Here is a 23,383-nt window from a genome sequence, read left to right as displayed (position 1 = left end):
GACTAAAGTCGAGTCATGCCCGCGAATCTTCCTCCCGGACTTCCCATAATTCCCGACGGCGAGCGCCCGTTTTCGCCGTTGCCGGACCGAAGCGCCGCGCACCGGCCGCCATTCGAGATGTCGCCCGAGGATTTCGAGGAAGCTGTCAGTGATGCCTTGCAGCTGATTCCCGCGAAGGCCGCCCGCGCCATGGACAACGTGGCCATCTTCATTGAGGACGATTACACGCCCCAGCCAGGTGAGGACCCGGCCACCGTGCTGCTGGGTCTCTATGAGGGCGTGCCGCTGACGGAGCGCGACTCGTGGTGGGATGCAGGGTCGCTGCCGGATCGGATCACGATCTTCCGCCAGCCCATCCTGAATATCTGCACCAGCCGCCAAGAGGTCATAGACGAGGTGGCCATCACCGTTGTCCACGAGATCGCGCACCACTTCGGGATAGACGACGACCGCCTGCACGAGCTCGGCTGGGGCTAGCCTTTTAACCATGGGGCATGATCACAACCACTCGCATGGCGTCACTGCAACCGGCAAGCACCGGAAACGCCTGATCGCTGTCCTGTGCATCACCTTGGGCGTGGTGGGCATCCAGGTGATTGGCGCCGTCGTCTCCGGCTCCCTCGCACTGCTGGCGGACGCCGGACATATGCTTTCCGACGCCGCAGGCGTCTTCATAGCGCTGATGGCGGCATGGATCGCCACCCGGCCGGCCAGTGACCAGCGGACGTACGGCTACCAGCGCGCGGAAGTGCTCGCTGCCTTGGCCAACGCGCTGATCCTCCTTGTGATCGCCGTCGTGATCATGATCGAGGCAATTAGGCGATTCGGCGAAACCACCGAGATCCATACCGACGTGATGCTGTGGGCCGCCATCCTGGGCGCTGTCGCCAACCTGGTTTCCCTGCTGATCCTCCAAGGAGCGCAAAAAGAGAGCCTCAACGTCCGCGGCGCCTACCTTGAGGTCCTGGGCGACCTTCTGGGCTCCATCGCCGTCATTGTGGCCGCCGTCGTGATCATGACCACCGGCTTCTCCGCTGCCGACCCCATCGCTTCCGTCCTGATCGCCCTGATGATCATTCCGCGCGCATGGCACCTGCTCCGCGACGTAGTGGACGTGCTCCTTGAGGCAACTCCCAAGGGCGTGGATGTGAACATGATCCGCGAACACATCATGGCCGTTGACGGTGTGGTGGAAGCCCACGACATCCACATCTGGACCATCACCTCCGGCGTACCTGTGTTCTCAGCCCATGTGGTGGTTGAGGACGATGTCCTGAACGCCACGGGAGCCGACAGCATCCTGGACCAGTTGGGATCCTGCCTTGGCCGCCACTTCGACACCGAGCACTGCACATTCCAGTTGGAGCCCGTCAGCCATTCCGAGCACGAATCCCACCAACACGCCTAAGCGGTTTCCCCTTCCGCAGTGACCGTCCCCGCCCCGCCGTCCACGGTGATGAGCTGGCCGGTCCGTAGTCTCGTGGTCGCGTCCGCGACGCCCACCACCGCAGGGATGCCATATTCACGGGCCACCACGGCGCCATGCGAGTTGGGTCCTCCCATCTCCATGACCAGGCCTCCGGCTGTGAGGAACAGCGGCGTCCAGCCCGGGTCCGTGGACGGCGCAACGAGGATCTCCCCCGGTTCCAGATGGGCTCCTACAGGATCCATGACCACCCGCGCAGGCGCGGTGATGAGACCCGACGACGCCGGACTGCCGGACAAAGTGCCCGGGCGCTGACCCGCGTTGGCCGCGGCTGTGGCTGTCGCCTCGGGTTCCGTGCCGTCGGACAAGAGCATCCGGGGTATGTGCCTCCGGCGAAGTTCTTGTTCGTAGGCAGCCCTGTGTTCAGCTGCTGCGCCGCGCAAGTCCTCGCCGGCCAAGGCGTTTTCCACCGCGTCCAAGTCCAGGAAGAAAATATCCTCGGGCCGTTCGATCCGCTGCGATGCGGCCAATTCGTTTCCGACCAGCAGCAACTGCTCCCGCGCGGCGGCCAGCCCAAGGACCAAGTTGTATTTGGGCGACTCCCGTAAGCCGGCAAATCTCCGTGTACGGTCCAGGGCTAAGCGCGCCACCCACGCGTGAAGCGGGCTGATTGTCCGGGCCCGCGCCACGAACTTTGCCACTTGCTGCTCGGCGTCCGCTGCTGCCTTCCGGAACTGCCCGTCGGGGACGCCGGCACCGGGCTGGAGCCTCAGATAGTTGGCCAGGACTCCGAGGATATGGGTTGGATCATCGCGCCACCGGGGCATGCCAAGATCGATCTCAGCCACGGCACGGTGACCGTATGTGTGAAGGAACGCTTCCAGGCCGGATTGGGCGACGACAGGCAGCTCGCCGTCCCTGTACTGGCCGGCCAAGGCTTCCGCCGTTTGTCCCAGCATGGAGGCGACGGCGTCGGGATCTTCCCGGATCTGCGAGGCAAGCTGCCACAGCGCCAGGTCCATCTCAGTGGTGACATTGTTCGGCAGGCCACGGATCACGGTCTGAAGTTCATCGTAGGAGGCCCGCTCGCCCAGCATCCGTCCCACCAATGCCAGCAGCGCAAAGCCGAGAAGGGGAAGCGGCAAGAGCTGGGGCACTGTGGCAAAGAGTTCCCGTCCGAGAATTCTCTGCACGTGCGCGATCCGTTGATGTGCTGTGGCCTGGGCGGGGACGGCCAGCGCCTTCCGCAGGTCTGAGTCGAGTCGCTCCACCCTTCGCATTGCAGCATCCGGACGGAACAGACCCCGAAAAATCGATTCCGGAACACGGTACTTGGCCGCCACGGGTGCAACGTGGCGGATGAGTTTCAGCGGAGTCTTGATGGTTACTGAAAAGCGTGGGTCTTCGAACAAGCCCCGCATCAGTTTTGCGGACCGGGCTTCCATGACATCAAAGACCCGGGCCACAATCGTCCGCCCGACCCGGCTCCGCAACACCGACGTCAGATCGAAGAAAATGCGCTGGCCTGCCTCGTAATAGGGGGGTGGGCCAGACCGCGGATCCGGGACGGCAAAGCCCGCGGTTCCGGCAACACACGAAGCTATGAGACGGATTCCGGCCAGGCCCATGGGTGTCAGTGGCCGGGTGAGCCCTTGAGCGAGGCTGAAATTCAGGAAGGCATGGACACCGGGCACGGGAGGGGTGCGGGTTGTCAGGGGGTACAAGGTGGTGATGGGCCGTGCCTGGGTCAACCACAGTTTCCCGTCGGCATCGAGGGCCCACTCGGTATCCTGCGGGGCTCCGTAGTGTTCCTCCACCAAGCGGCCCAGCCCCGCCAGCTCGCGGATCTGCCGATCACTGAGGCAAGGTTGAATGCCCGTTTCCGCGCGGGCCCTTTCCCTCCGCTCAGTCCCGCCTCCCGGGACCGAACGGATCTCCACCTCCCTGTCGCCGACTGTACGTTTCAAAATGGCGCTGTTGGTCAGGTCCACAACGTACTGGTCCGGGTTCACGGCCCCGGACACCACTGCCTCCCCCAAACCCGGGCTGGCATCGATCACGGCCTCGGACCTCTTGCCCGTCACCGGATTGGCTGTGAACATTACGCCCGCCGCGACGGAATCCACCATCACCTGGACGACGACAGCCAAGGCCGCTGATGCATGGTCGATGCCGTTGGTGGCCCGGTAAGTCACTGCGCGGTCAGTCCAGAGGGAAGCCCAGCAGCGGCCCACGGCGTCGAGAACCGAATCCACGCCCACGACGTTCAGGTAGGTGTCCTGTTGACCGGCGAAACTGGCGAAGGGCAGGTCTTCGGCGGTGGCCGATGACCTGACGGCCACGGGGGCTTCGTTCCCCAGCCCTTGGTAGGCCGACCGCACCGCGGCAGCGACATCGGATGGCAGCCCTGCCTCGAGCACCAGTGAACGGGCCCGTCCTGCGAGCAGGTTCAACCCCGGGAGGTCGGCCGTGCTGGTGGACTTCAGAGCCTCGCAGACTTCATCGAGGCCGCTGGCGGAGAGAGCCCGGCGATAGGCCTCTGTGGTCAGGCAAAAGCCCGGCGGCACGGGCAGGCCGGCACTTGCCAACTCCCCCAGATTGGCTGCCTTGCCACCCACGTCGGGGAGCATGGGTCCACGAATATCCCTGAGGTCCAGCGTGAACACCGACGGCCCGTTTCCTATGCCGCGCCGAGCATCGGGCCAAACTTGTCGCGGTCCGCCAACCGGGGATCCTCACGGTCCGGAACTACCAGCACCGGTCCCTTGGCATGGTGAAGGACGCCGTCGGAGGTAGAGCCGAGGAGCATGCCCGCAAACCCACCGCGTCCGCGTGTACCCAACACCACCAACTCCACGCTGCGGCTTGCTTCCACAAGGACGTCTACGGGCGAGCCGTCCCTGAGGTCCGTTTCGATGGGCAGCTGCGGGAAATGGCTCCTCAGCCACGCGACGCCTGCTTCAAGCTGGACCTTGATATCTGCAAACAGGGCGTCCCGGTCCAAGGGGGCGGGCACCCAGGCCAACGAACCGCTGTACTGGGGGACGGCACAAATAACGCGGAGCTTGGCTCCCATGCGCTGTGCCTGTTCGGCGGCTTCGAGGACAGCAACACGCGCTTGTTCGGAGCCGTCCACGCCCACGGCGATGACGTTTTCCACGACACGGGGACCGGCCTTGGCGTGCTCGGCCTTGATGTGTTTGTCCTCGGTATTCTCTCCCAGCCGGTCGGCGCAGTAGAGGGGGACAGTAACTGTGGGGCACTTGGCGTGGGCAGGCAGTGCGCTGCTCACCGATCCCAGCAAGCGGCCAACGAAACCACCGCGTCCGCGGCTGCCGAAAACCAGGAGTGCGGCATCCGCTGAGAGATCCAGCAGCACGCCGGCGGCGTCGCCGTTTTCGACGGAAGCATCGACGTCGATGGAGTACTTGGCTACCTTATCCATTGCCTGCCGGACAATGGCTTCCGCACCTTCGCGTATGACCGAGTCGTCCACGGTAGCGTAACCGCCGTCCAGCCCCGAGGCGGCAAAGATGGGCACCGAGTAGGCAGTGACGATGTGCAGTGGAAGCTGCCTGCGTTCTGCCTCGCGTGCGGCCCACACCAAGGCACACTGCCCGTGTTCTGAACCGTCCACTCCAACGACGATTCCGCCCGGCGCTACCGTCAGGCCCTCGCCGTCCTGTGGCTCTTCACTGTGTCTGCCGTGCTGGTCCATTTGGGGCCCGCCTCTCCACCTACTGCTTGATGTTCCGGCCATTCTGCCAGAGGTTCTCCGAATCGGATTCCCAGATGGCTCCATTGTCAATGGCCGGGGCTGGATTAATGCGAAATTTCTCCCTCCAATGCCCACTATTCTCGGTCCGAAGGGTCGAATCAAGGTGGGTTGACGCTATGTGTATAACGGTCGGGGCTCGGTTTAGGGGGCCGATCCCAGGCTCCCAACGAACACTCAAAACACGCCACCGCGGCGGGCTATCCACGGCCGAAAAAGTTAGGTAATGTTCGAGTCACCGAATGGCCGGCCAACGTGTCCAACAACACAATCCGGCCATTTGTTTGCGGCCGCTTGGGGAACTCGGACGCGATCCCACGCGCTGCCGGAAGGCACACACGTCAAGGAGGAACCAAGCAGTGTCACACGCGCCTGATTCCGGCACGGAACGCACTACCACCGTGGTCATAGGTGCCGGCCTGTCCGGCTTGGCAGTTGCCAGTGAACTTAGCCGCTACGGCGTGGGGTCCATCGTGGTGGATGGCTTCGGCGCCTTGTCGGCCACCGGCCCCGCCGTCCATACGGGTATGTTGCAACGCTGCGAGGTGACCGATCCCGCCTCCATCCAGGAACGCAATGAAATCCTCCGCCACCTGCGTAACTACGCGGCCAGCCACCATCTGGACGTCCGCAACACGACGAGGGCCGTGCGCCTCGATTTCCTGGGCGCAGACGCATCCCAGCACATCGGCTACGGACTGGCGGCGAGCATGACCCGGAACGGACTCGGTGCTTCAGGTCCCCTTGAATCAGCACCCCGCCAATGGGCAGTCCACACAGCCAATGGAATCCTCCTGGCAGACCATGTGGTGGTGACGCGTTGCGCGCAGAGTCAACTGCGGCGGATGCTGGCCGAACTGGGAATCGCCGTGGGACAGAACCTCGTAGCCGCCATGCGTGCTCTGGGGATGCACCTGGTGGGCGTGGGAGAACTCATCACGCCCACGCCCAAGGAAGTACTTCGCCAAGCCAAGGCAGTAGGCCAGGCAATCTCTTCAAAGGTTGCGCTGCCCGGCGGCCCGGGAATCGCCATCGCCTAGCTGCGCAGGCGCTGGCGCTGGCGCTGCAAAACCGATACTTAAAGCCCAAAGGCCGGTGTCTTTCGAAGAATCAATCTTCGGAAGACACCGGCCTTTGCGTTGAAGCGTGAGGCTTATGCGCCAGCGCGTACGTAGGTGATGGGACCCGTCGCGGTCAGCCAGCTGATCGGGTGGATGCCCGTCTGGTTGCCGTTGATGCCACCGCTGATGGCCTGGCCGTTGCCGATGTAGATGGCAACGTGGCCGGACTGGACGATCATGTCGCCGGGCTGGGGGTCGCTGACAACCTTGCCGTAGTTCAGGAACTGCATGGGTGCCAGGTCGCCAACAGGGATGCCGGCGGAGCCGAGGGCCCGCTCAACCATGGCGGTGCAGTCCTGCATGATGCCGATCTGGGCGTAAGCCGAGGCAACCATGGCAGCGTTGACGCCACCGGCTGCAGGAGCAGCAGCCACCGGAGCGGCAGCAGGAGCGACAGCGGCGGGAGCAGCAACTGCGGCCTGGGCGGCAACAGGAGCCGCAGCAGCAGCGACGGTAGCGGTCTTGGGGGCAGGTGCCTCAACGACCGGAGCCGGCTTTTCGATGACCGGGGCTGCAACGGAAGCAACTGCGGGACGCTCAAAGTTGATGGTCGCCGTCGAAAGGGCGGTGACAACCTTGGTGGGAGCCTCGGAAGCGGTCTCGGCGACCGTGGCGGGGCTGGAGTCGCGCTGGGCCGGAGCCTCGGCTGCGTGGGCAGCTACGGAGCCGGTCAGAACGAGTCCGGAAGCTGCTGCGATAACGGCTGCCTGGCGGCCAGCGCCTGAAGCGTTGCTGGCAACGGCCTTGGAGATGGAGATGAACGGATTAGGACGTACGCTGTCCGCCTTACGACGGCCGCGAAGAATGCGTGAAGACATGAAAGAGCCTCTCCCGATGCCTGCGAGGTTAGCTGTCGGATTCGGATGGGAGTCACCCGGCCACTATCTCCCGCTGAGCGGAAGCTTCGTGACTTCACCCCAAGGCACGCTCGTAAGCGGCCCAAATTGGGTTCCCCGTCTCTGCCGTAGGTTTGTCTGCGAACGGATTCCGGACTGCGGCAGAGCTAGGCAATCAGGCCGGAAGTGCCTGCTACGTGGAACAGGCACAGGTACCACCGTACGCGATGATCGCGGCGAAGTCACATTTAAGTAACGGGAACCGTTGCTTTGGCGTGTCGCAGTGACCGAACCGAGATATTCGCAGCTATGTAGAAAAGCCCGTCATTCCGCGGATGCGGGGCCTTCCGGGTCATCGGAAGCAGCCAGTTTCTTCCGTGCTGTCACAGCGAGGAAGATCACGAGCCCAACTGCCACTGCTGCGATCACCACGATGCTCCACGGGAACGGCTGGGACGCGTCCGCCGCAGGTGCGCTGCTCCCCGTTCCAGGAGGTGCCGAACCCACCGACGGGACCGTGGCCGACGTCGCCGATCCGGACGGTGAGGCAGCCGCCGTGCCGCTCGCCGCCGTCGTGCTTCCCGCGGTGGCCGTGAACTTGAAGGTCCCCTCGATCGGGTGCGAATCGGAGCTGACGACACGCCAAACGACCGTGTACTCCCCCGCAGGCGCACCCGGACGCAGTTTCTGCACAGCTTGGCTGTCGATGATTTCCACGGGTCCGTCGGCCCAGTTTTCGCCGCCGGTGGTTACGGTGACGCCCGAGCCGATGGCCAGGGGCCGGTTGTTGAACGTAATGGAGACCGACGCCGGTACTTCAGCCACGGTGGCACCGTTCGCCGGCGCCGTGGATTCCGCGACGTCGTGCGCGGACGCCGGTGCCGCGGAAAACAGCAGGGCAGAGGCGAAGGCAAAGGCGGCGACGACGGCGGCCAGAAGCGGACGGATGGTACGCATGGGGCGGTTTCTCCTAGTGTTGGCTTCCTTACAGACTAGGGGAATGGTCCGCAGCCCCCACATTCCACGGCATAGGATTTGATAGCACACTCCCCCCAAAACCCGGAGACCTTCATGCTTAAACAAGGTTCTGCAGTGGACCGCTACTTCAAGATTTCCGAACGTGGATCCACGTACTCAAGGGAAATCCGCGGCGGTTTCGCGACATTCTTCGCCATGAGCTACATCGTTGTGCTGAACCCGCTGATCCTCTCGGGCGCCGATTCCAGCGGCGCGTCCCTGGGCTTCACCGCGGTGGCGGCCACCACGGCGTTCGTTGCCGGCATCCTGACCATCCTCATGGGCGCCTGGGCCAAGCACCCCTTCGCCGTGGCCACCGGGTTGGGTGTCAACGCCTTCGTAGCGGTCACCGTCGCCTCGCATCCCCAGCTGACCTGGCCGGACATGATGGGCCTGGTGGTCCTCTCGGGCGTCACCATGCTGATCCTGGTCCTCACAGGGTTCCGTACCGCCGTGTTCAAGGCAGTGCCCGAGGCCCTCAAGACCGCGATCGTGGTGGGCATCGGCCTGTTCATCGCCCTGATCGGCCTTGTGAACGCAGGCTTCGTCCGCCGCATCCCGGACGCCGCGGGCACCACCGTTCCGTTGGGCCTGGGCGTTGACGGCAAACTCATGGGCTGGCCCACGCTGGTGTTCGCCGTCGGTTTGATCCTGACCATCGCCCTGGTGGTCCGCAAGGTCCGTGGCGCGATCCTGATCGGCATTGTCGTCTCCACGGCGCTGGCCGCCATCCTCGAGTTCACCCTTCACATCGGGCCCAGCTTCGACGGCAAGAACGTCAATCCCCGCGGCTGGTCCCTCGTGGCGCCCACCCTGTCCGAATGGGGAGCTCCGGACCTTTCCCTGATCGGCAAGGCAAACCCGTTCGGAGCCTTCCAACACCTGGGCTTCATCGCCGCCGCGCTGCTGGCCTTCGTGATCCTGCTCAGCATCTTCTTTGACGCCATGGGCACCATGGTCGGCTTGGCAAACGAGGCCGGGACCGTGGACAAGGACGGCAACATTCCCAATGTTGACCGGGTACTTCAGGTGGATGCCCTCGGCGCGATTGTCGGCGGTGGAGCATCGGTTTCCTCCAACCAGATCTTCGTGGAGTCCGGCGCGGGCATCGGTGAAGGCGCACGGACCGGGCTCGCCTCGATCGTCACCGGCGTTCTCTTCCTCATTGCCATGTTCTTCACGCCGCTGATTAACCTGGTGCCCTTTGAAGCCGTAGCTCCCGCACTGGTGGTTGTGGGCTTCATGATGGTGTCCCAGGTGGGCAAGATCGATTGGCAGGACTGGGGCGTCGGCATTCCCGCGTTCCTGACCATTGCCCTGATGCCGTTCACCTACTCCATCGCCAACGGCCTGGGCGCTGGCTTCATCTCCTTCGTCCTCATCCGCACTTTCCAGGGCCGTGCCCGCGAAGTCCACCCCCTGATGTGGGCTGTGGCTGCGGCGTTCCTGCTGTTCTTCGGCATTGGAACTGTGGAGGAGTTGTTGGGCGTCAAATAGCCCTGCGCCGGTTGGCATTCCGGTATTTCAGACACTCCGGACCCGGAACTGCTGTTTTAAGCAGTCCGGGTCCGGTGTGCTTTAAGTATGCAAACCAGCCACATCACCGTAGATGTCAGCCCTACTCCGTGGACCGGCCGTTTCGACGGCGACGGCGCGGAACATCGCCGCTGGTGGCAGGCCATCACCCCGCACACGCCCGAAGCTGCCGACGCAGCCTCGCGTCCCGCCGTCGTGCTTGGCTTCTGCAGCGACGCCGGCGTCCTCCGCAACAAAGGACGCGTGGGGGCCGCCGCGGCTCCGGCCGCCATCCGCTCGGCGCTTGGCCCGCTGGCCTACCACCTCGACCGTGACGTGTTCGACGCCGGTGACGTAGTTGTGGAGGACGACTCACTGGAAGCGGGACAGGAGCGTGCCGGCCGCGCCATTTCGGAATTGCTCGACGCCGGTAATCTCACCGTGGTGCTGGGCGGCGGGCACGAGACCGCGTTTGCCAGCTACCTGGGGGTGGCGGGATCGGGGGCCGTGCAAAGTGGCCAGCGACTCGGTGTTCTGAACCTGGATGCCCACTTTGACCTGAGGGACGAGCCGGTACCGAGTTCGGGCACGCCGTTCCTTCAGATGGCCCAGGCGGAAGCTGCCGCCGGGCGCGAGCTGCAGTACGCCGTCGTCGGAATTTCGCAGCCGAACAACACGCCCACGCTCTTCGACACCGCGCACCGCCTCGGCGTGAAGTACCTGCTGGACGAGGACTGCTCCTCCGAAGCCGTCGAGGCATTCGTTGCGGACTTCCTGGGCGGCATCGATGTGCTTTATCTGACCATTGACCTTGATGTGATGCCGGCTTCGGTGGCTCCGGGAGTCAGCGCGCCTGCGGCGTATGGCGTGCCACTGCCCGTCATCAGCGCAGTGTGCCGCCAGGTTGCAGCCAGCGGAAAGCTGCTGCATCTGGACGTGGCTGAGTTGAACCCGTCATTCGACATCGATTCCCGGACCGCCAAAGTTGCGGCCCGGTTGGTCAACACTTTGCTCGCGTAGGCCTGTTGCTGGCGCCATCCTCCGCTTAGCCTGTGTGGAGGAAAGGATGGCGATGCGCTCAGTTCCTGTGCAGGAGAAGTGGGCTTGGGTATCCGGGCTGATCGCGGTTGGACTGGGCCTGGCGGCCCACATGGCGGCAGGCGGCAGTTCGCCTGCCTTCCCTGTGCTCCTCGGACTCGCCGCGTTGTGTTGCCTGGCGGCGGAACTCCTGGCGCGCTGGGTGCATGGGCCCTTGATCCTGCTGCTCATCTCCGGCGTGGCCCAGCAGCTCTTGCACTTAGGCTTTACCGCCTTCGGAGGATACTTCCCCGGCAATGGATGGTTTGAGCACCTCCACGGCGCCGGGCAGGCTCCGGGTGATCTGACGGGAGTGGGGGCCTCGAACGGGGGGTCGCCACACATCATGCTCTACACGCACACGGCGGCAGCCATCCTGACCCTCATTGCGGCCGCAGGCGTGTCCGCGCTGGCCCGGCGCGCGTCGGTGGCCCGTCATGCGTCACCAGCCGCAACCAAAAGCAACACCGCGTAGCGCGGAGAAAGCTCGGGAAACCAACGTTGAACCTGCCGCTGCGGGGCGCCTAGTGTCGTTTGCACGTGGTGTGCCCGAGAGGCCAGGGAGCTGCCTGCAAAGCAGCGGACGCGGGTTCGAATCCCGCCACCACGTCTGCTGGGCTCGCCTCGGTCATCGCCGTGTCTCCCGGCCTGCCCCCCGCCGAGTTGGCACTTAATGACAGTGTTTTGTCCAAACATTGGCATTAAATGCCAACTCGGTGCGCCTGAGACACAGGTCACTCCCTTGCCAGTCATCTTACAAATATTCGGCCTTCACCGACTATGATTGATGGGTCGCCCTCGCATGCGGCAAGTAATAGGAGGCCCCCCATGACCCCTGCAATGACTGCAGAACGCGAAATCCGTCTGTCCTTTTCCCGGGCGGACGAAATCCACGACGGACTCGAGCAAGCCGTGGATGCACTGATCAAGAACGCAGCGGCAGACGCCAACTGCGGCATTCTGGTGACCAGGCACGAACCCGGCACCTACACCGTGGCGCTGGACGAATCCGTTCCCTTCGGTCAGACCCACGAAGCACTCGCTGCCTGATCACGGCAGCGACAAAAACCGGGGCCCGTTCCCTTCCGCCACTACTACCTGCGGAAGGGAACGGGCCCCGGTTTCTGTTTAAGCCACACCTAGGCGCGGCGGAGAACCACGCCGTCGGACTTCATGAACAGTTCCTTGCCCTCTTCGGTGACACCCGGGCCGGAATGCTCAAGCCACACCACGTTCCCGCTGCCGGAGACTTCCTCGACCCGACCGGCTGCGATGACGTGGGCGTACTTGACCACTTCCACCGTGTCGCCGACTTTCAGCATCTTCCAATCCGAAACCGTTGCCGAGTGAGCGTTTCGACTGGACAGGACTGCTCCGCGTGCCTTCATTGAACTTCTACCCCTTTGTGGATGTTCTCTGTTGTGTATTGAGTTGTGGACGGTTGACCGTCAAGCCCACGACATCTTCGGCGTGGACGTGACGTACACCATAAGTTCTACTACATTTGCCACGCCCCGGTGCCTGCGTTGCGTACAAAGACCGGGGCGTGACAAATTTTCGCCTCAAATGAGGCACTTATTCGACGTCAGGCCAAAATCCCGACGGCGGATTCGGCGGCCGCGCGGACCGCACCGGAGCCGACCAAGCGGTCAGCCGCTTCGAGTTCGGGCGACAGGAACCGGTCCGTCCCCGGCCCCTGGACCACTTCACGAAGCACCTCAAGCACCGCCGCGCCGGCAGGACCCGGGGTGAGTTCGCCGTCGGACAGCTGCGTGCGCATGTCGATCGCGCGGGCGCTGGTGACAAGCTCGACGGCGAGCACGCGCCGCAGGTTCTCAACGGCCTTGCGCAGCTTCCGGGCCGCGTGCCAGCCCATGGACACGTGGTCTTCCTGCATGGCGGAGCTCGGGATCGAGTCCACCGACGCCGGAACCGCGAGGCGCTTGTTGTCCGAGACCAGGCCGGCCTGGGTGTACTGGGCGATCATGAGGCCCGAGTCCACGCCCGGATCGGCAGCCAGGAACGCCGGAAGTCCGTGCGAGCGGGCAGGATCCAGCATGCGGTCCGTACGACGCTCGGCAATGGAGCTGAGGTCGGCGACCGCGATGGCCAGGAAGTCCAGCACATACGCGACGGGGGCGCCGTGGAAGTTGCCATTGGAGGTGACGCGGCCGTCGGGCAGGACCACCGGGTTGTCGATGGCTGCGGCCAGTTCGCGGGAAGCGACCAGGGCTGCGTGGTCAACGGTGTCGCGGACGGCACCGGCAACCTGGGGTGCGCAGCGCAGGGAGTAGGCGTCCTGGACCTTCGTGTCGTTGATCCGGTGGGATGCGACAATCGGCGAGTTGGACAGCACGCGCAGCATGTTGTCGGCGCTGGCGGCCTGGCCCGGGTGCGGACGCAGTGCAGCGTGCAGCTCGGGCAGGAACACCTGGTCCGTGCCGAGGAGGGCCTCCACGCTGAGCGCGGCGGTGACATCGGCGGTCGCCAGCAGCATGCGCAGGTCCGCGATGGCCATGAGCAGCATGCCGAGCATGCCCTCGGTGCCGTTGACGAGCGCCAGGCCTTCCTTCTCAGCCAGGGTCACGGGTTCAATGCCGTGCTGCGCGAGCAGCTCAGCAACAGGTGCCTTGCCTGCGGCCCCGTACAGTTCGCCGTCGGGCCCTGTTGCCTCACCCTCACCCATGAGGACCAGCGCGCAGTGGGACAACGGAGCGAGGTCGCCGGAGCAGCCGAGCGAGCCGAACTCGCGGACCACCGGGGTGATGCCGGCGTTGAGGACATCCACCATGGTCTGCAGGACCACGGGCCGGACGCCCGTGCGGCCGGAGGCCAGAGTCTTGGCACGGAGGAACATGATGCCGCGGATGACTTCGCGTTCCACGGCCGGACCCATGCCTGCCGCGTGGCTGCGGATCAGTGACTTCTGCAGCTGGGTGCGGAGTTCGTTCGGGATGTGGCGGTTGGCCAGGGCACCGAAACCCGTTGAAATGCCGTACGCCGGAACCTCGCTGGTAGCCAGGCCGTCGATGTGGGCGCGGACCTTGGCAACGGTGTCCAGGGCGTCCTGGGAGATGGTCACCTTGGCGTCGTGGCGTGCGACGGCGACGACGTCTTCCGGGGTCACGCCGCTGGAGCCGAGGGTGACGGTCAGCGGTTCGTGTGTTGTCAGAGTCATTTACTTGCCTTCGTTCATGGGGATGCGGACGCCGCGTTCGTGGGCGACGTCGATGGCGCGTTCGTAGCCGGCGTCGGCGTGGCGGATGACGCCCATGCCGGGGTCGTTGGTCAGCAGTGCGGTCAGTTTCGCTGCGGCGAGTTCGGTGCCGTCGGCGACGGAGACCTGGCCGGTGTGGATGGACCGGCCGATCCCGACCCCGCCACCGTGGTGGATCGACACCCAGGTGGCCCCGGACGACGCTGCGGTGAGGGCGTTCAGCAGCGGCCAGTCAGCGATAGCGTCCGAGCCGTCCTTCATGGCCTCGGTCTCCCGGTACGGGGACGCGACGGAACCGGAGTCCAGGTGGTCACGGCCGATCACGATCGGGGCCTTGACCTTGCCCTCGGCCACGAGCTTGTTGAAGAGCAGGCCGGCCTTGTGGCGTTCGCCGTAGCCGAGCCAGCAAATACGCGCCGGCAGGCCTTCGAACTCGACCCGCTCCGCGGCGGCATCCAACCACTTGTGCAGGTGCTTGTTCTCCGGGAACAACTCCTTGATCGCCTCATCCGTCACACGGATGTCTTCCGGGTCCCCCGAGAGGGCGACCCAGCGGAACGGGCCCAGACCCTCACAGAACAGGGGACGGATATACGCCGGGACGAAGCCGGGGAACTCGAACGCCCGGTCATAGCCGCCCTTGCGGGCCTCATCCCGGATCGAGTTGCCGTAATCGAACACCTCGGCCCCGGCGTCCTGGAACTCCACCATCGCCTGTACGTGGCGGGCCATGGAAGCCTGGGCTTTCTTCGTGAAGCCTTCCGGATCGGCTTCGGCTTCGGTGTGCCACTCAGCGACGGTGATGCCTTCGGGCAGGTAGGACAGGGGGTCGTGGGCGGAGGTCTGGTCCGTGACCACATCAATGGTCAACTCCCCTGCCTTGTGGCGGCGGAGGAGCTCCGGGAACACCTCGGCGGCGTTACCCACATACCCCACCGACCAGCCGCGACGCTCAGCCTTGGCCTTGTTCACCTTCGCGATCGCGGTGTCCAGGTCCGTTTCGACCTCGTCCAGGTAACGCTTCCCGGCACGGCGGCGCAGCCGGGTCTCGTCCACATCCACGATCAGGCACGCACCATCATTCAAGGTCACCGCCAGCGGCTGGGCCCCGCCCATGCCACCGCACCCACCGGTCAGGGTCAGGGTCCCGGCCAGGGAACCCTCCTCCGAGCCCTCCGCCGCGGGCGCCGGGTGACGGCCCTCAGCAGCAAGCTTGCGCCCGACAGCGGCAAAGGTTTCGTACGTGCCCTGCAGAATGCCCTGCGTGCCGATGTAAATCCACGAACCAGCCGTCATCTGCCCATACATCGTCAGGCCCTCAGCCTCCAAGCGGCGGAACTCAGGCCACGTCGCCCAGTCCCCCACCAGATTCGAGTTCGCCAGCAACACCCGCGGCGCCCACTCATTCGTGCGGAACACACCCACCGGCTTCCCCGACTGCACCAGGAGGGTCTCGTCCTTCTCCATGGACTCCAACGTCCGGGTGATCGCATCAAACGCATCCCACGACCGCACTGCGCGGCCCGTGCCGCCGTACACCACCAAGTCATCCGGACGCTCGGCAACCTCAGGATCCAAATTGTTCATCAACATACGCAACGGCGCTTCGGTCTGCCACGACTTGGCAGAAAGCTCAGTACCACGGGCGGCTTTGACCGGGCGGGCTCCAGTAGTGAAATCGGCGGGTGCCATGATGGCTCCTTCATCTCTCGAAAAGTGTCTGGGTGAAAGATCTTCTGTATCCAGTAGAGCCTGTTCGACAGTTGCCTGGAATGCCTTTTGGACGGGTGCTGTCCGGTATTACAGACATGCGCAGGGTCTCGCTTTCGGACGCCATCACGCGCATGCTGGACCCATGGCAACGTATCGAGTGTCCACGTTCGTCGCAGCGCCACCGGAGCGGGTTTTCGAGGCCTGGACCGACCCGGGCCGGTTCACCGAGTGGATCGGCGGCGTCACCCGGGTGACGGATCGCGTCGGTTCCACCGACCAGGCCGGGAGCAGCTATACGGTGTGGTTTGGCCGGATGGCGAGCCCCACGGAAGTCATCGCAGCGGAACGGCCACGGCATATCCGGACGAAGTTCGGCAACGCGATCCTCAAAGGGGAATCGGATGTCACGTTCACACCCGAAGGCGGTGGAACCCGCATCCAGCAGGTGTTCGAGACGCGGGGTTTGGTGGCCACGGTGGTCGGCAGGCTGTTTGCCACGGGATCGTACCGGGGCAGTTTCCGGGGCGAGCTGGAAACCTTCCGCGCGATGGTTGAGCGCGATTCACCGCAGGCCGACGGCAATTAGCGGACGACACGCAGGGCGCGCCAAGACCGCGAGCCGCGTCAGCCCGCCGTCGGACGCCCGTGGATCCGGACGGAAAGTTCGTCCGCAGCCTTCCTGATGCGCGCGGCCAGTACCGGCCACTGCTCAGCAGGCACTTTGTCCTCCAGGAAGGTGACGGCGACTGCCGCCGTCGGCCATCCAACGTGATCCGTCACGGGCACTGCGATGGAGCCGAATCCAGGCGTAATTTCGCCGTTTTCGGTGGCGTAACCGCGCTGCCGCACCTGGTCGAGGTGGGACGACAGGGCCGAGTACTTCATGATGGGAAATTCGACCTCGTTGCGTGAGGTGAAGGCGGCAGCGTTGGGGTACAGCGCACGGACCTGCGATTTGGGCAGGGCGGCGAGGATGGCGCGGCCGCTGGCGGTGAGGTGGCTGGGAAGGCGGACGCCGACGTCGGTCACCAGACTTGGGCGGTTCTTGGCGCGTTCCTCCACAATGTAGAGGACGTCCCGGCCGTGGAGCACCGCCAAGTGTGCGCTCTCGCCGATCACGTCGACGAGCGAAGCCAGCATGGGCCGGCCCAAGCGGGACAGCGGCTCCTGGCGCGAGTACGCGGAGCTGAGTTCGAAGGCGCTGATGCCCAGGCCGTAGCGCTGTTCCTCGTGGAGGTGCAGGACGAAGCCGTTGGCCTCCATCACGCCGAGCAGGTGGTAGACACTGGACCGCGGCAGGCCCAACGCAGTGGCAATGTTCGACGCCGCCATCGGCCCCCGCCGCGAAGCCAACAGCTTCAGGATGCGCAGGGTATTTTCGGCAGCCGGGACTTTGGACGTGGCTTTGCCGGGCGCGGTTGGCGTGGTGGTCATTGTTCCTCGCTGCTGTGGTCCTGAAGGGCTACCGCAGGAGCTGTCCGGTATCCCGTACTCAAGCGTGCACCTTTTAGGGAGGGAACACCAGCGGGTTGGCGGGGATCGGTGTCTGGGATCCCGTACGGACGGCGGTGCGCTCAGCGGTGGCTGTGGCTAGCCCTTCCCCGCCGCGCCCTTACGCCTCAGCAGGAGGGTGATGGCTCCGGCCGCCGCCAGGACCAGCACCACAATCAGCCCGATGGTCCACCAATTCATGCCCGGAGAGGACGCAGCCAAGGGAGCAGCCGCTTCCTGTGACTGTGAATCCACCGACGTGGAACCCTGGGCCGCGGATGCTGCCGGGGGCACGGAAATGCTCGGGGCTGCCGACGGCGTTGATGCGGCCGCGGGTGCGGCTCCCGTTTCACCCAGTACGACGGCGGCGGAAGAGTCGCGCGGCCACGGAACGACGATCGGGGCTGCTCCCGTTGCAAATCCCTGCGATGCGTCGACGTTTCCGGCTGCAAACGGGGAGTTCCCCGCTCCGGTAGCCTGTCGCGCTGCTTCGGCTTGGCGGGCGGCCTCGGCCTGACGGGCAGCTTCCGCGGCAGCTTCGGCCGCCTTTGCAGCGTCTGCCGCCTTGCCGGCGTCGACCGTTGCCTGATTCGCCAGAGCGGCGAGCTCGGTGATCATGGCGTCGATGGATGCAACGTGGGTTGCGGTCGCGGCGTCCCGGTCAGCGGCTGCGGCCCGACCTTCCGAGATGAAGCCCTCACGGTCTGCGCGGCTGCCATCGAGGGCCACGCTCGCGGCCGCGCGGACCTCGGGCGTTGATTCCAATGCAAATGTCGTCTGGATGCGGTTGTCCAGGTTCCGAGCCTGATCGAAACCATATTCCAGGAAATACCGAACGTCAGCGTGACTGAGCGATTCGAGCGCACGCGTGGCGGCCTTCTCCACAAACTCCCCGCCGACTGCCAGAAGCTGATAGGCACGCTGCCGGTCTGCGACGAATTCACGGCTGTTGAGCTCTCTGGCTGCGCGGTGACCGCTTACGATGAATTCCTTGATTGCGGCATCCCCGGTCCCGAGAGCCGCTTCAGCGGCGGTCCGGACCGCTGGCGTCCCCACCAGCGAAAGATCAAGAGTGGCTTGGCGGGCATCGTCGATCAAAGCATCAAGGTCAGCTCCGGGTGCTTCAAGTCTGCTCAGGAGACCCGGGATCTCCTGGGCGGCCTTGGCAAAGGCAGTCTTCGCATCCTCCTCAGATGACTCCTGGGCATTGTCTGCAACCTGCCCCTTCGTGGCTTGGGATGAGAGGAAGTCCCGGTCTGATGCAAGCCGTGAGCCGTGCGCGGTCCTTGCGGCTGCGGCAGCGCTCCGCGCCTTCTCGACCGCGGCGTTCGCACGTTCTGCCACAGCAGCCGTTCCGTTGGGGTTCGAGCTGATATCTGCCTTGACCCCATCGAGGAGAGCCGCAACAGTCGCCGACTCAGCATCCTGAGCCGCTGCCACGAACTGGCCGTAGCGAAGGAAATCAGCGACTACGTCCCGGTCATCGGTGATCACGGCCGCCTTGGCCGCAGCGCGAACGCCGGCAGAAGGTGAGTCAAAAAGCTGGAACGCGGTTTGGCGGTCGCTTATCTCAGCGGCGTCCAGCCAGCCTGAAAGAACGTACCGCTCCACGGCTTCGCTGCCTTGATCCAAGCTCTTGGATGCACCCGTCCGGATGGGACCCGAGTAGTTAAGGAACCTCGTAGCAGTGATGCGCAGATCGAGATCCCAGGACTTTGCCCAGCCATTTGAGAGGAAGCTCGCGATCGCAGCTGGGTCATTGGTAGCCAGTACCCGGACCGCGCTCTCCCGTACATGCTCGCTCCCCCGCGTCGTCAGCTCGGTGACCAACTGCTTCCGGTCAGCCGCCAGCGCGACGTCCTGTCCGCCGTCGAGAAATGCCTGGATCGCATCAGCGCCACCCACCAGGGCTGCAGCTGCGGCGGTGCGTGTCGCGGGACCGCCGGTCTTCCACAGTTCAACGACACCGGCGGCGTCACTCACCCGCTCCACAAACGGCACGGGCGCCTGGGACGCGTTCGGGACCTCGAATGTCGGTATTTCATAGGCCTGGGCAGGAGCAGCGAAAAGCAAGGAAGCCCCGGCCACGACGGCAACAACGGCAGCGGCCCAACGGCGTCGGGTAGCGCGGATTACGGAAATCATGAGTCCCCCAGATAACAGATGCGAGTCAGCACAGAGTTCAATTGGGGGCGACGCGAGTGCGAGGGATGCCTGACCGTGTTGAAGTCCTGTCCGCGGTCATCCTATCCGACCGGGAACTATGACTTTTACCACCGTGTAACTGGCAGCGCTCCGGAGTGTCTGCGATCAAAGACACCAAACACCCGTGAGTCCGATCACAGAGCCGCCAAAAGTGATCTGCTGGATAGCGATCCCCTCCCAAAGACGAGAAGGTTTTACCATGCAACAAACCAAGCTGGCTGAGGAGAGCTCTGTCCTCCAAGCCGCAGGTACGGCACTTAGCCGGGGCCTCAACGTCCGACACATCCGCTTCATGGCACTCGGATCAGCGATCGGCACGGGCCTCTTCTACGGCTCCGCGTCGGCCATCCAAAAAGCCGGCCCGGCCGTTCTCCTCGCCTACATCATCGGCGGCGCCGCCGTCTTCATGGTGATGCGCGCACTCGGCGAAATGGCAGTGCGGCACCCCGTTTCCGGCTCCTTCGGGCAGTACGCCAGCCGCTACCTCGGCCCTTTCGCCGGTTTTGTGACCGGGTGGACGTATGTCTTCGAGATGGCAATCGTGGCAATCGCCGACGTCACTGCTTTCAGCATCTACATGGGCTTCTGGTTCCCGCAGGTGGACAGATGGATCTGGGTGCTCGCGATCATCCTGTTCCTGGGGGCCATGAACCTGCTCAGCGTGAAGGTGTTCGGCGAGCTTGAGTTCTGGTTCTCGCTGATCAAAGTGGTGGCGATTATCGCCATGATCGTCGGCGGTGCAGCGATCGTCGTGTTCGGTTTCCAAACGGCCGACGGCGGCGGCGTGGCACCGGGGCTGGGGAACCTTGTGAACCACGGCGGTCTGTTCCCTAACGGTTTCGAGGGGCTCTTGGCCGCGTTCGCCGTCGTGATGTTTGCCTTTGGCGGCATCGAAACGATTGGCATCACCGCAGGCGAAGCTGCCGATCCCAAGAAGGTCATTCCGCAGGCTGTTAATACTGTGCCCGTTCGCGTGCTGCTGTTCTACGTACTGACCCTGGGCGTGCTGATGAGCATCTTCCCGTGGAATGAAATCGGCAGCAACGGCAGTCCGTTCGTGCAGATCTTCGATGGCCTGGGAATTCCGGCAGCACCGCACATTCTCAACGCAGTGGTGATCACGGCAGCGTTGTCCGCCATCAACAGCGACATCTTCGGTGCCGGCCGCATCCTGTTTGGCCTGGCGCAGCAGGGGCACGCGCCAAAGAGCTTTGGCAAGATCTCCCGCCATGGCGTCCCGTGGATGACCGTGGTGATGATGGGCGGCATTTTGCTGGTGGGCGTCGTGCTGAACGCAGTGATTCCCGAAGACGTCTTCGTGGTCATCGCTTCCATTGCCACCTTCGCCACCGTGTGGGTGTGGGTGATGATCCTCGCCTCGCACGTTGCCATGAAGCGGGAGATCAAGCGCAAGGGCCTGCCGGCGTCGGAATTCGGTTCACCGCTGTGGCCGACGGCGTCCATCCTCACCATGGCATTCATGGCGATGGTGATCGTGATCCTCGGCGTTTTCGAGGACACACGCATCGCCCTGTATGTGGGCGGGGCCTGGCTGGCGCTCCTGTTTGTGGCCTACAAGCTGTGGGTCCGCGGTGACGGGCTGCGCCGGGCCGAGTTGGTCGACGAAACGGCCTGATCAGCCCCGCCGAGTTGGCAGTTAATGACAATCCGAGCGCCGAACATTGTCATTAACTGTCACCTCGGCGGGGCACGAGGGGGCGCGGGACTACCTCGCCGACCACCCACCGTCCATGGTGTAGCTCGCGCCGGTGACCATGCCGGCGTCGTCGGAGGCCAGCCAGGCAGCCAGGGACGCAACCTCGGAAGGCTCCACCAGCCGCTTCACCGCCGACTCCGTCAGCATCACCTTGGCGAGCACCTCGGCCTCGGGGATGCCGTGGAGCCGGGCCTGGTCGGCGATCTGCTTCTCCACCAGCGGCGTGCGGACGTAACCGGGGTTGATGCAGTTGGACGTAACCCCGTGCTCGCCACCCTCCAGGGCTGTCACCTTGCTGAGCCCCTCAAGCCCATGCTTCGCCGAAACGTACGCGCTCTTGTAGGCCGAGGCCCGAATCCCGTGCACTGACGAGACGTTGATGATGCGGCCGAACCCGTTGGCGTACATGTGCGGGAGGGCAGCCCTGATGAGGAGGAACGGGGCCTCCAGCATCAGGGCCAGGATCCGCCGGAACTCGGAAGGATCGAACTCCTCGATCGGCGCGACTTTCTGGATGCCGGCATTGTTGACCAGGATGTCGCAGTCGAGGCTCAGCGCCGCCAAAGCATCAACATCCAACAGATCCACGGTCCAGGCAGTGCCGCCCAGCTCATCGGCGAGGGCCGCCGCTCCGGAGGCATCGACGTCGGCCACTGCTACCTTCGCCCCGCGGGAGGCGAGCGCACGGGCACAGGCGGCCCCGATTCCGCTCGCGCCTCCGGTCACCAGCGCTTTGCGTCCGTTCAAGGAGTTGTCCATCTCATTAGCCTTTCGCGGTGGTCAGTCCATGACGCTCTGCGTCCGCTTCGTCCACGGACTCTAGGGCAATACCCTTGGTTTCCTTCAAGGAAACGACGGCGACGGCGGTAATCGCACAGGCGACCACAAGGTAGATCGCGGTGGGAACCCAGGATCCGGTGTCCTTGAGCCACTGGGTGGCCAGCAGCGGTGCCAGTGATCCTGCGAAGATCGACGTGACCTGGGAGCCCAGTGAGACACCGGAGTAGCGCATCCGGGTGGGGAAGAGCTCTGACATGATGGCCGGTTGTCCGGCGTACATGAAGGCGTGCAAGCACAGACCGATGGTTACGGCGAGCACGATGATCACGGCGTTCTTGGTGTCGAACATCGGGAAGGCGAAGAACGGCCAGACCGCACCGGTGATGGCACCGATCAGGTAGACCGGCTTGCGACCCCAGGAATCAACCAGGCGGCCGACCTGCGGGATCACCAGGAAGTGGATCACGTGGGCGATCAGGAGTGCCAGAAGGAGCGAGGAGGTGTCGTACTTGTGGACGCTCTTGAGGTAGACGATCGCGAAGCTGACCACCAGGTAGTACATGATGTTCTCGGCGAAACGGAGTCCCATGGCCTGGAGGATGCCCTTGGGGTACTTGCGGATGACTTCGCCGACGCCGTAGCTGATGGCCTTGGATTCCTCCACCTGTGCCTTGGCTTCGAGGAAGATCGGGGCTTCGGTGACGTGGGTACGAATGTAGTAGCCGACGAACACGATCACTGCGGAGAGCCAGAACGCTACGCGCCAACCCCAGCCGAGGAAGGCTTCACTGCTGAGCGTAGTGGACATAACGAACAGGACCAGAGTGGCCAGCAGGTTGCCAACCGGCACGGCTGCCTGCGGCCAGGAGGACCAGAAACCGCGTGACGTGTTGGGGCTGTGCTCAGCGACCAACAGAACCGCGCCGCCCCACTCGCCACCGAGCGCGAAGCCCTGGATGAAGCGGAGGGCCACCAGCATGGCCGGCGCCCAGTATCCGATGTCCACGAAGCCCGGGAGGCAGCCCATCAAGAAGGTGGAGACGCCCACGATCACGATCGTCAGCTGCAGCGTGGGCTTGCGGCCGAGCTTGTCGCCGATCTGGCCAAACACGATGCCGCCCAGGGGCCGGGCGACGAAGCCGACGGCGTAGGTGATGAAGGCCTGGATGATGCCGTCCAGTTCGTTGCCGGTGCTCGGGAAGAAGTACTTGCCGAAAACCAAGGTGGCGGCGGTGGCGTACAGGAAGAACTCGTACCACTCCACCACGGTGCCCACCATCGAGGCCGCGACGATCTTCTTCAGGCCGGAGCCCTTGCCGGAGTCTTTCCCGGCCCTTGATGCGGAGCGCTGCTCTACGCTCATATCCATCTCCTCAGTGTCTTCTTCGACCCTTTTGAACGTGATGTGAACCACAACACGACATGCTCCACTGAGTATTGCCGCAGATTTGTTATGCCTCAATGACCAATAAGACACCTTAGGTGTGCAGAAT

Annotated in this window: 20 protein-coding genes, 1 tRNA gene and 1 riboswitch; of the genes, 10 read left to right on the top strand and 11 right to left on the bottom strand. The window is 64.3% G+C overall.

The window, feature by feature from the left end:
• Positions 1–15: 15 nt before the first annotated feature.
• A complete protein-coding gene (locus FDP28_RS12640; RefSeq protein ID WP_144661791.1) occupies positions 16–477 on the top strand; it encodes a metallopeptidase family protein in 462 nt (153 codons plus the stop codon).
• 10 nt (positions 478–487) lie between these two features.
• The gene (locus FDP28_RS12635; protein ID WP_144661790.1) at positions 488–1,408 is read left to right on the top strand and encodes a cation diffusion facilitator family transporter; all 921 of its coding nucleotides are present in this window, start codon (positions 488–490) and stop codon (positions 1,406–1,408) included.
• Here FDP28_RS12635 and FDP28_RS12630 read toward each other — a convergent pair.
• Both FDP28_RS12630 and FDP28_RS12625 read right to left on the bottom strand, forming a co-directional pair.
• Positions 1,405–4,056 (bottom strand): PEP/pyruvate-binding domain-containing protein, encoded by a 2,652-nt coding sequence (locus FDP28_RS12630; protein ID WP_144661889.1) that lies wholly within the window; start codon positions 4,054–4,056, stop codon positions 1,405–1,407. The two genes, FDP28_RS12635 and FDP28_RS12630, sit on opposite strands and share 4 nt — an antisense overlap.
• A 50-nt stretch (positions 4,057–4,106) precedes the next feature.
• A complete protein-coding gene (locus tag FDP28_RS12625; RefSeq protein WP_144661789.1) occupies positions 4,107–5,144 on the bottom strand; it encodes a universal stress protein in 1,038 nt (345 codons plus the stop codon).
• A gap of 416 nt (positions 5,145–5,560) precedes the next feature.
• Here FDP28_RS12625 and FDP28_RS12620 point away from each other — a divergent pair, with 416 nt between their 5' ends.
• Positions 5,561–6,241, top strand: coding sequence for an FAD-dependent monooxygenase (locus FDP28_RS12620; RefSeq protein WP_144661788.1), 681 nt, complete (start codon positions 5,561–5,563; stop codon positions 6,239–6,241).
• 113 nt (positions 6,242–6,354) lie between these two features.
• Here FDP28_RS12620 and FDP28_RS12615 read toward each other — a convergent pair whose 3' ends face one another.
• The gene (locus FDP28_RS12615) at positions 6,355–7,140 is read right to left on the bottom strand and encodes an NlpC/P60 family protein (protein ID WP_144661787.1); all 786 of its coding nucleotides are present in this window, start codon (positions 7,138–7,140) and stop codon (positions 6,355–6,357) included.
• A gap of 3 nt (positions 7,141–7,143) precedes the next feature.
• Positions 7,144–7,308, bottom strand: a riboswitch (cyclic di-AMP (ydaO/yuaA leader).
• A gap of 174 nt (positions 7,309–7,482) precedes the next feature.
• Positions 7,483–8,115 (bottom strand): copper resistance CopC family protein, encoded by a 633-nt coding sequence (locus tag FDP28_RS12610; protein ID WP_144661786.1) that lies wholly within the window; start codon positions 8,113–8,115, stop codon positions 7,483–7,485.
• A 114-nt stretch (positions 8,116–8,229) separates the two neighbouring features.
• On the opposite strand from FDP28_RS12610, the gene FDP28_RS12605 reads away from it, so the two are divergent.
• The 5 genes from FDP28_RS12605 to FDP28_RS12585 all read left to right on the top strand — a co-directional run bounded on the left by FDP28_RS12605 (position 8,230) and on the right by FDP28_RS12585 (position 11,817).
• A complete protein-coding gene (locus tag FDP28_RS12605; RefSeq protein ID WP_144661785.1) occupies positions 8,230–9,672 on the top strand; it encodes an NCS2 family permease in 1,443 nt (480 codons plus the stop codon).
• Positions 9,673–9,759: 87 nt separating this feature from the next.
• Positions 9,760–10,710, top strand: a complete 951-nt coding sequence (gene hutG / locus FDP28_RS12600; RefSeq protein ID WP_144661784.1) for a formimidoylglutamase — start codon at positions 9,760–9,762, stop codon at positions 10,708–10,710.
• Between the two features lie 52 nt (positions 10,711–10,762).
• Positions 10,763–11,242, top strand: coding sequence for a hypothetical protein (locus FDP28_RS12595; RefSeq protein ID WP_144661783.1), 480 nt, complete (start codon positions 10,763–10,765; stop codon positions 11,240–11,242).
• 64 nt (positions 11,243–11,306) lie between these two features.
• Positions 11,307–11,377, top strand: a tRNA-Cys gene (locus FDP28_RS12590).
• 218 nt (positions 11,378–11,595) lie between these two features.
• Positions 11,596–11,817, top strand: coding sequence for a hypothetical protein (locus tag FDP28_RS12585; protein WP_144661782.1), 222 nt, complete (start codon positions 11,596–11,598; stop codon positions 11,815–11,817).
• Between the two features lie 89 nt (positions 11,818–11,906).
• Here the strand turns inward: FDP28_RS12585 and FDP28_RS12580 are convergent, their stop codons facing one another.
• The 3 genes from FDP28_RS12580 to FDP28_RS12570 all read right to left on the bottom strand — a co-directional run bounded on the left by FDP28_RS12580 (position 11,907) and on the right by FDP28_RS12570 (position 15,676).
• On the bottom strand, positions 11,907–12,155 hold the full coding sequence (locus FDP28_RS12580) for a hypothetical protein (protein ID WP_144661781.1): 249 nt from the start codon (positions 12,153–12,155) through the stop codon (positions 11,907–11,909).
• 197 nt (positions 12,156–12,352) lie between these two features.
• On the bottom strand, positions 12,353–13,945 hold the full coding sequence (gene hutH / locus FDP28_RS12575) for a histidine ammonia-lyase (protein ID WP_144661780.1): 1,593 nt from the start codon (positions 13,943–13,945) through the stop codon (positions 12,353–12,355).
• Positions 13,946–15,676, bottom strand: coding sequence for a urocanate hydratase (locus FDP28_RS12570; protein WP_144661779.1), 1,731 nt, complete (start codon positions 15,674–15,676; stop codon positions 13,946–13,948). It abuts the gene before it with no gap.
• A 163-nt stretch (positions 15,677–15,839) separates the two neighbouring features.
• Between FDP28_RS12570 and FDP28_RS12565 the strand changes: the two genes are divergently transcribed.
• On the top strand, positions 15,840–16,283 hold the full coding sequence (locus FDP28_RS12565) for an SRPBCC family protein (RefSeq protein ID WP_144661778.1): 444 nt from the start codon (positions 15,840–15,842) through the stop codon (positions 16,281–16,283).
• Between the two features lie 38 nt (positions 16,284–16,321).
• Here the strand turns inward: FDP28_RS12565 and FDP28_RS12560 are convergent, their stop codons facing one another.
• Together FDP28_RS12560 and FDP28_RS12555 are read right to left on the bottom strand one after the other, a co-directional pair.
• The gene (locus tag FDP28_RS12560; RefSeq protein ID WP_144661777.1) at positions 16,322–17,131 is read right to left on the bottom strand and encodes an IclR family transcriptional regulator; all 810 of its coding nucleotides are present in this window, start codon (positions 17,129–17,131) and stop codon (positions 16,322–16,324) included.
• Between the two features lie 156 nt (positions 17,132–17,287).
• Positions 17,288–19,333 carry an ALF repeat-containing protein gene (locus FDP28_RS12555; protein ID WP_144661776.1) on the bottom strand — a complete coding sequence of 682 codons (2,046 nt, stop codon included), beginning with the start codon at positions 19,331–19,333 and terminating at the stop codon, positions 17,288–17,290.
• A gap of 259 nt (positions 19,334–19,592) precedes the next feature.
• Between FDP28_RS12555 and FDP28_RS12550 the strand changes: the two genes are divergently transcribed.
• Entirely contained in the window at positions 19,593–21,029 is a 1,437-nt protein-coding gene (locus FDP28_RS12550) for an amino acid permease (RefSeq protein WP_144661775.1), read from the top strand.
• A 90-nt stretch (positions 21,030–21,119) separates the two neighbouring features.
• Here FDP28_RS12550 and FDP28_RS12545 read toward each other — a convergent pair whose 3' ends face one another.
• Positions 21,120–21,869 carry a 3-hydroxybutyrate dehydrogenase gene (locus FDP28_RS12545; RefSeq protein ID WP_144661774.1) on the bottom strand — a complete coding sequence of 250 codons (750 nt, stop codon included), beginning with the start codon at positions 21,867–21,869 and terminating at the stop codon, positions 21,120–21,122.
• Between the two features lie 4 nt (positions 21,870–21,873).
• On the bottom strand, positions 21,874–23,253 hold the full coding sequence (locus FDP28_RS12540; protein ID WP_144661773.1) for an MFS transporter: 1,380 nt from the start codon (positions 23,251–23,253) through the stop codon (positions 21,874–21,876).
• Positions 23,254–23,383 lie beyond the last annotated feature (130 nt).

Source organism: Paenarthrobacter nicotinovorans, from assembly GCF_007670255.1.
GTDB lineage: Bacteria > Actinomycetota > Actinomycetes > Actinomycetales > Micrococcaceae > Arthrobacter > Arthrobacter nicotinovorans_B.
The sequence above is the reverse complement of the archived record's forward strand: the minus strand, read 5'-3'. Positions and strand labels throughout refer to the sequence as shown.